Source organism: Cellulomonas sp. ACRRI, assembly GCF_022346185.1.
In the GTDB taxonomy this organism is placed as follows: Bacteria; Actinomycetota; Actinomycetes; order Actinomycetales; family Cellulomonadaceae; genus Cellulomonas.
This window is the reverse complement of record NZ_JAKRMS010000169.1, coordinates 1-7,141: the sequence shown is the minus strand read 5'-3', so window position 1 is coordinate 7,141 and position 7,141 is coordinate 1. Positions and strand designations below refer to the sequence as shown.

Below are 7,141 nucleotides of genomic sequence, written 5' to 3'. Positions count from 1 at the left end.
CCGCCCCCCCCCCCCGCCACGCCGACGCGACGCCACCCACCCCCGCCACCCCCGCGCCCACCACCACGCCCGTGCCGACGCCGACGCCGACGCAGCAGGTCCCCGCACCGGTGCCGACGGCGGAGCCGCAGCCCGCACCGACGCCGAGCCCGACCTCCACGCCTGCGCCCACGGGCGGGCCGACCACGCCCACGCCGACCCCGACGCCGACCGGGGCCGGCACGCAGGCCCCCCGGCAGTTCAGCCGCCCGCCCGCCGTCACCACGACCTCGACCCCCTGGGCCGAGCTGATCGCCGCGCTCGCCGTCGTCGTCGCGGGGGCGGTCGCCGTCGTCGCGATCTCGGCGCGCCGCGCCCGGCTCGACGCGGAGCCGGCCGGCGCGGGGACCGCCGGGGACGGGTCGGGCGCGGCGACCGCCGCGCTGCCCGCCGTCGACGGCGACACCGCGGAGCTGCCCGCGCCCGCCGCGCCGGCCGAGGTGCTGCGCCTCATGGTCGTGGCGGGCGAGGCGATGGTCGACGCCGGCCACACGGTGTCCTCGGTCGCCGACACGCTGGACCAGATCGCCGCCGTGCACGGCGTGCCCGGCGCGGAGACCGTGGTGCTGCCCACCGCGCTGCTCGTCTCCGTGCCCGACGGCGACGGCGTCGCCACCGCGGCCGTGTCGACCGGGCGTCGCCCCCTGCTGCTGCACCAGGTCGACGAGCTCACCGACGTGCTCCGCGACGCCGCGGAGCCGGACGCGGACGTCGCCGGCTCGACCGCCCGGATCGCGCTGCTGCGCGCGGCGGCGCCGCCGTTCGGCATGCTCGCGCGCCTCGGCGGGTACCTGCTGCTGTCGGTGGGCCTCGCCGCGCTGCTCGGCGGCTCGTGGCTGGATCTGCTGTTCGCCGGCGGCCTCGGACTGGCGGTCGGCGCCGTGCAGCTGGTGGCCGGGCGGATGCCGAGCGGCGCCGAGGTGCTGGTGACCGTGGCGTCCGCGTTCGTCGTCGCCGCGGCCGTGCTGCTCGCGGCGCGGGTCGTGCCCGATCTCGGCGTGCTGCCGTCGCTGGTCGCCCCCCTCGTGCTGTTCCTGCCGGGCGGGCTGCTCACGACCGGGGTCATCGAGCTCGCCACCGGGCAGATGCTCTCCGGGGCGGGCCGGATCGCCGCGGGCGCGATGCAGCTCGTGCTGCTGGCGGGCGGCATCGTCGCGGCCGCCGCGCTGGTCGGCGTGCCCGCCGTCGACCTCGCGTCCAGCAGCAACGCCCTCGGCCCCGTCGCGCCGTGGATCGGCGTCGCGGTGTTTGGCGTCGGCACGGTCGTCTACCGGTGCGGGCGGCCGCGGACCATCGGCTGGGTGGTCCTGGTGCTCGCCGTCGCGTACGGGGCCCAGGTGCTCGGGGACGCGCTGCTCGGCAGCGCCCTGTCGGCGTTCGTCGGTGCGCTCGCGATGACGCCGGTCGCGCTGGCGGTGTCCCGGTTCCCGTCGGGTCCCTCGCCGCTGGCGTCGTTCCTGCCGGCGTTCTGGATGCTGGTCCCGGGTGCGCTCGGCCTGGTCGGGGTGACGAGCCTGCTCGACGGCGACAGCAGCGGCGTGTCCACGCTGGTGGCCACCGGCGGCACGATGGTGGCGATCGCGCTGGGCGTCCTCGTCGGCCTGTCGGCGGCCCGCGGCCTGCCGGGGCGCCAGCAGCGGTGGTCGATGGGCGGCGTGCCGGGCGTGCTCCCGGCAGGGCGCCCCTGGCGGCTGCGTCGCCGCACGGACCCGCCGGTCTGACCCGCCGCGGCGGGGTGCTGCCGCCCTCGCCGATCCCCTCCGGCGTCAGCCGCGCGCCGGCCAGCCCTCGCTCGGCGCCCCGGCCACCGCGACCTCGTCCCGCTTGTCCGCGAACAGCCGGATGATGCTCACCGACGCGGGCGCGACCCGCAGCTGGCTCCACGACCCCGGCTGCGCGCCCATCGTCCGGCCGAGCGCGGCCCGGATCGCCACGGCGTGCGAGACGACGACCACGGTCCGGTCGGTGCCCGCGGCGAGCAGACCGTCGAGCCCGGCGCCGATCCGCTCCCCCACGTCGGCGATCGACTCGCCGCCGTCGGGCCGGAGGTCCGCGCGGGTGTGCCAGGGCTCGAGCTGCCCGGGCCAGCGCTGCTCGATCTCCTCGGCGGTGAGCCCCTGCCAGGCGCCGAAGTCGGCCTCCTGGAACGCGGCGTCCACGCGCGGGGTCAGGCCGAGGCGCGCGCCGATGATCGCGGCCGTCTCCCGGGTCCGGACCATCGGGGACGCGATGAGCTCGGTGGGATACGGGACGTCGCCCCAGAGGTCGTCGCCGACCCGGCGGACCAACTCGCCCGCGGCAGCGGCCTGCGCGCGGCCGCGCTCGGTGAGCGACGGCCCGGGCTCGGAGGACCCGGAGTAGCCGCGGGAGACGGTCATCTCGGTCTCGCCGTGGCGGACGAGGATCACCGTGACCGGCTGGGCGTCGTCGAACCGCACCGCGGCGCCGGACGGGCGGCCGCGGCGCGCGGGGCGCTCGCCGGCCGCGGGCGGCGCCGGCGTCCCGGCCTCGGGCTCGAGCGGCTGGGCGCTCCCCTGCGGGCCGTCGGCGGCCATCAGTACGCGTCCTCGCCGCGGACCAGGATCCGCCCGGAGTCCTCGCAGTAGACGATCTCGTCGTCGGGCGTCGCCTTGATCTTCGCGAGCTCGGTGGCCGGCACCGGCAGGCCGCTGCCCTCGGAGCGCCCGTGCCGCAGCGCCGCGACGGCCACCCCGCCGAGCCGTCCGCGCAGCCGGTCGTAGAGCTGGATCAGCCGGTCCTCCAGCGGGGCCGCCATCGCGTCGCGCTGGGTCCGCACCTCGGCGGCCTGCTTCTCGATGACCGCCAGCTCGGCGTCCCGCTCCGCCACGACGGCGGCGCGGTCGTTCAGCAGCGCGGCGTGCGCCGTCGTGAGCTCGCCGAGCGTGCCCTCGTGCGCCTCCAGCCGCTCCATCGCCTCGATCTCGACCTCCTCCAGGTCGCCCTGCCGGCGGGCCAGGGACACCAGCTCGCTCTGCAGCGCCTGGAGGTCCTTCGCCGAGCCCTGCCCGGAGTCGAGGCGGGCCTGGTCCCGAGCCGCGCGGTCCCGGACCTGCTGCACGTCGGACTCGGCCTTGGCGACCTCGCGCTGGATGTCCCCGACGGCGGTGCGGGACGCGGCGATCGCGGTGTCCAGGTCCTTCAGCTGGGCGTCGAGCTCGGCGATGCGCTTGTGCTGCGGCAGCGCGGTGCGCTTGTGCGCCAGCTGGTCGAGCCTGGTGTCGAGCCCCTGGAGGTCGAGCAGCCGCTTCTGGTCCTGCGGGGAGGCCTTGGTCACGGGTGGTGTCCTTCCGACGGTGCGGTGGTGCTGGAGGGCGCCGGGACGCGGCCGGTCCACGGGTCGGTGCGCAGGGTGCTCACGCGGGTCTCCACCGTAGTGCCGCGCGCGGCCAGGTCGGCGCGCAGGTCGCGCTCGGCGCCGCGGAGCCAGGGCCACTCGGAGGCGAAGTGCGCCGCGTCGACGAGGTAGGGCGGGCTGGCGGCGGCCCCGCGGGCCTCGAACTCGGCGCGCTCGCGCAGCTCCGAGGCGGGGTGGTGCCGCAGGTCGGCGGTCAGGTAGGCGTCGGCGCCGGACGACCGGACGTCGTCGAACAGCGAGTCGCCCGACCCGCCGACGACGGCCACCGTCCGCACCGTCGCGTCCGGCGGCCCGGCGTACCGGATGCCCTGCGCGGTGGCGGGCAGGACGGCGGCGACCCGCTCGGCGAACGCGTGCAGGGTGAGCGGCTCGGCCAGGTGCCCGACGCGGCCGGTGCCGGTCGGCCCGTCCCAGGTCGCGAGCTCCAGGACGTCGAACGCCGGCTCCTCGTACGGGTGCGCGGCGCGCATCGCGGCGACGACCGCCGCGCGCAGCCGGCGCGGCGCGACCATCTCGACCCGCGCCTCGACGACCCGGGCCGCCTCGCCGGCGCGGCCGATCGCCGGGGTCGCGGCGTCGGAGGGCGTGAACGTGCCCTCGCCGGTCGACGTCCAGGCGCACCGGCTGTACTCGCCGATCGCGCCGGCCCCCGCGGCGGCCAGGGCGTCGACCAGCCGCTCGGCGTCGCCGGCGGGGACGAACACGACGTGCTTGTCCAGCGGCTCGGCCGGCGCGGCGACGAGCGGGCGCAGGTCCTGCAGGCCGACGAGGCGGGCGAGCTCGTCGGCGACGCCGCCGGCGGCCGCGTCGGCGTTCGTGTGGGCCGTGTACAGGGCGACCCCGCCGCGGATCAGCTTGTGCAGCAGCGCGCCCTTGGCGCTGGTCGCGGCCACCGAGTGCACGCCGCGCAGCAGCAGCGGGTGGTGCACGACCACCAGGTCCGCGCCCCAGTCCAGGGCCTCGTCGACGACGACGGCGAGCGGGTCGACGGCGAACAGCACCCGGCGGACCGGCTGGGCGGGGTCGCCGGTCACCAGGCCGACGCGGTCCCACGACTCGGCGGTGCGCGGCGGGTAGCGGCGCTCCAGCACGCCGACGACGTCGGCGAGGGTGGCGTGCGCGGACGGCGGGCCGGACGGCGGGGTGGGCTGGCTCACGCGGTCGAACCTACCCGGGTCGGTCACCCCGGCGCCGCCGCCCGCCCCTCCGGTCCCTCGGCGGGACGGCGCGCGTCAGGGCAACAGCATCGACTTGATCGCGCGACGCTCGTCCATGGCGGCGTACGCCTCGGCGACCTCGTCCAGCGGCAGCACCAGGTCGAACACCCTGCCCGGCTGGATCGCGCCCGACCAGACCTCGGCGGCGAGCTCCTCGATGTACGCGCGCACCGGCGCGATCCCGCCGCGGACGCCGACGTTGCTGCCGAACATCTGCTGCACCGGCAGCTCGGGCCCGCCCGCCGGGACACCCACGAACCCGATCTGCCCGCCCGGCCGCGCGGTGTCGAGCGCCTGCTGCATCGACTCCTTCGTGCCGACGCACTCCAGCACCTGGTCCGGGCCGACCCCGCCCAGCAGGTCCCGGACCGCCGCGGCGCCCTCGTCGCCGCGCTCGGCCACGACGTCGGTGGCCCCGAACTCGCGGGCCAGCGCCTGCCGGGACGCGTGCCGGGACATGGCGACGACGCGCTCGGCGCCGAGCCGCTTCGCCGCGACGACGGCGCAGAGGCCGACCGCGCCGTCGCCGACGACGGCCACCGTCGAGCCCGGCCCGACGCCCGCCGACAGCGCCGCGTGGTGCCCGGTGCCCATGACGTCGGTCAGCGTGAGGACGTGCGGCAGCAGGTCGGCGTCGGGGGTGTCGGGCATCGCGACGAGGGTGCCGTCGGCGAGCGGCACCCGGACGTACTCGCCCTGGCCGGCGTCGGTGAACACGCCCTCGGCGTCGTCGCCGCCCCAGCCGCTGCCGTGCACGCAGGACGTCGGCACGCCGTTCCGGCAGTGCACGCAGGTGCCGTCGGAGACGGTGAACGGCGCGACGACGAACTGGCCCGGGCGCAGCGTCCGGACGTCCGCGCCGACCTCCTCGACCACGCCGACGAACTCGTGCCCGATCCGGCGCGGCGACGTCGTCGGCCGCACGCCACGGTAGGGCCACAGGTCGGAGCCGCACACGCAGGACGCGACGACGCGCACGAGGGCGTCGGTCGGGCGCTGGATCGTGGGGTCGGGGACCTGCTCGAGGCGGACGTCGTGGGGGCCGTGGATGAGGGTCGCTCGCACGGGGGAAGCCTACGACGGGGTCGCCCGGCGGGGCGTGTCGGTGGTCGTCGGTAGTGTCGTTCCATGGCATCTGACCTGCAGGAACACTTCGACGGCGACGTGGTCGCCGCCGTGGTGCTGCCGGTCTACGGGCCCGACGGGACGTGTCTGACGGACCTCGGCCCGGACCCGGTCGTGGCCGCGGGCGGGGCGCCGCGCACGGGTGAGCAGCGGCAGGTCGAGGCGATCCGGTCGTGCCCGCCCGGGCCCGAGCTGGACGCGTGGTTGCGGGGCCTGGACCTGACGGTGCTGAGCCCGGCGATCCTGGTCGAGACGATCGCCGCGCAGGACCGGGTCGAGTCCTACCAGCACGCACGCAAGCTGGCCATGGTCGCCGAGCTGGCATCCCGCCAGGAGATGCGCCCGGACTGGTCCCCGCTGGCCGGGGCGCCGCCCACGCAGTCCAGCGTGGCCGGCGACGAGCTCGCGATGCGGCTGGGGTGGCCCCGGGTCACCGCGACCAGGACCGTGAACCGGGCCGTGGTGCTCGACAGCCTGCTGTGCGCCACCCGGCAGGCGCTGGAGGTCGGGCACATCGACGCCGCCAAGGCCCAGGTCCTCGCCGCGGCACTGACCGACCTGCCGTTCCAGGCCGCGCACGCCGTGGAGGACGCGGTGCTCCCCGACGCCGACCAGTGCTCCGTGGCCCAGCTGCGGCAACGGGTCGAGCGGGAGATCCGGCTGGCCGACCCCGAGGGCGCCGCCGGACGCCACGACCGCGCCCGGTGCACCAGGAAGGTCTCCCACCCCCGCCCCCAGCCCGACGGCATGGCCTCCATGTGGCTGGTCCTGGACGCCGCCGACGCGATCCGGGTCGACGGGGTGCTGACCCACGCCGCGAAGACGGCCAAGGCCCTGGGTGACGGGCGCACCCTGGACCAGCTGCGCGCCGACGGGCTGCGGGACCTGGTCGTGGGCGACGTCCCGGAGTCCGACGGGCCGGCGTTCGAGGTCCACCTGACCCCGGGCCCACCGCAGCCGCCGCAACCCAAGCGGTCGTGGAACGGGGCGACGTTCACCGACCGGGACGGCCCCGTGCTCGCTCCGCCGGTCGAGCCGATCCCGATCGCCACCCTCGTCCCGCTCGGCGAGGCCACCACGCACCCCGCGCCCGGCCAGCACGACACCACGTCGCCGCCCGGCCAGCACGACACCACGTCGCCGCCAGGAGCGCCCCCGGCACCGGCCAGGACCGCCACCGCCGCCGGGACCGCAACCGGTACCGGGACGGGCACCGCCGCCGACGCGCCCGACGCACCGACCGTCGCCACCGCGGCCAGCGCACCGCCCGGAGCCACCGCGCCGGCGCTCGCGCCCGGCCCCGTCGCGACCGCGCCCGGCCCCGTCGCGACCGCGCCCGGCCCCGCCGCACCCGCACCCGCGCGGCGTGGCTGCACCCGCTGCT

The 7,141-nt window shown here is 77.8% G+C and carries 6 protein-coding genes; 2 read left to right on the top strand and 4 right to left on the bottom strand.

Annotated features, from left to right (window positions below; genetic code table 11):
- On the top strand, window positions 1-1,760 hold a 1,760-nt coding region (locus tag MHY85_RS19380; protein ID WP_239199710.1), incomplete at its 5' end, for a threonine/serine exporter ThrE family protein.
- Between the two features lie 45 nt (window positions 1,761-1,805).
- On the opposite strand, the gene MHY85_RS19375 is transcribed toward MHY85_RS19380, so the two are convergent.
- From MHY85_RS19375 to MHY85_RS19360, 4 genes are all read right to left on the bottom strand, one after another.
- Window positions 1,806-2,594, bottom strand: a complete 789-nt coding sequence (locus tag MHY85_RS19375; protein ID WP_239199707.1) for a histidine phosphatase family protein — start codon at window positions 2,592-2,594, stop codon at window positions 1,806-1,808.
- On the bottom strand, window positions 2,594-3,334 hold the full coding sequence (locus MHY85_RS19370) for a zinc ribbon domain-containing protein (RefSeq protein WP_239199704.1): 741 nt from the start codon (window positions 3,332-3,334) through the stop codon (window positions 2,594-2,596). The genes MHY85_RS19375 and MHY85_RS19370 overlap by 1 nt, the downstream gene beginning before the upstream one ends.
- Window positions 3,331-4,572: a Nif3-like dinuclear metal center hexameric protein gene (locus tag MHY85_RS19365; protein WP_239199700.1), complete on the bottom strand. Its 1,242-nt coding sequence runs from the start codon at window positions 4,570-4,572 to the stop codon at window positions 3,331-3,333. Before MHY85_RS19365 ends, MHY85_RS19370 begins: the two co-directional genes overlap by 4 nt.
- 75 nt (window positions 4,573-4,647) lie before the next feature.
- The gene (locus tag MHY85_RS19360; protein ID WP_239199697.1) at window positions 4,648-5,697 is read right to left on the bottom strand and encodes a zinc-dependent alcohol dehydrogenase family protein; all 1,050 of its coding nucleotides are present in this window, start codon (window positions 5,695-5,697) and stop codon (window positions 4,648-4,650) included.
- Between the two features lie 63 nt (window positions 5,698-5,760).
- Here MHY85_RS19360 and MHY85_RS19355 point away from each other — a divergent pair.
- The coding region (locus tag MHY85_RS19355; protein WP_239199694.1) for a DUF222 domain-containing protein at window positions 5,761-7,141 on the top strand (1,381 nt) is incomplete at its 3' end.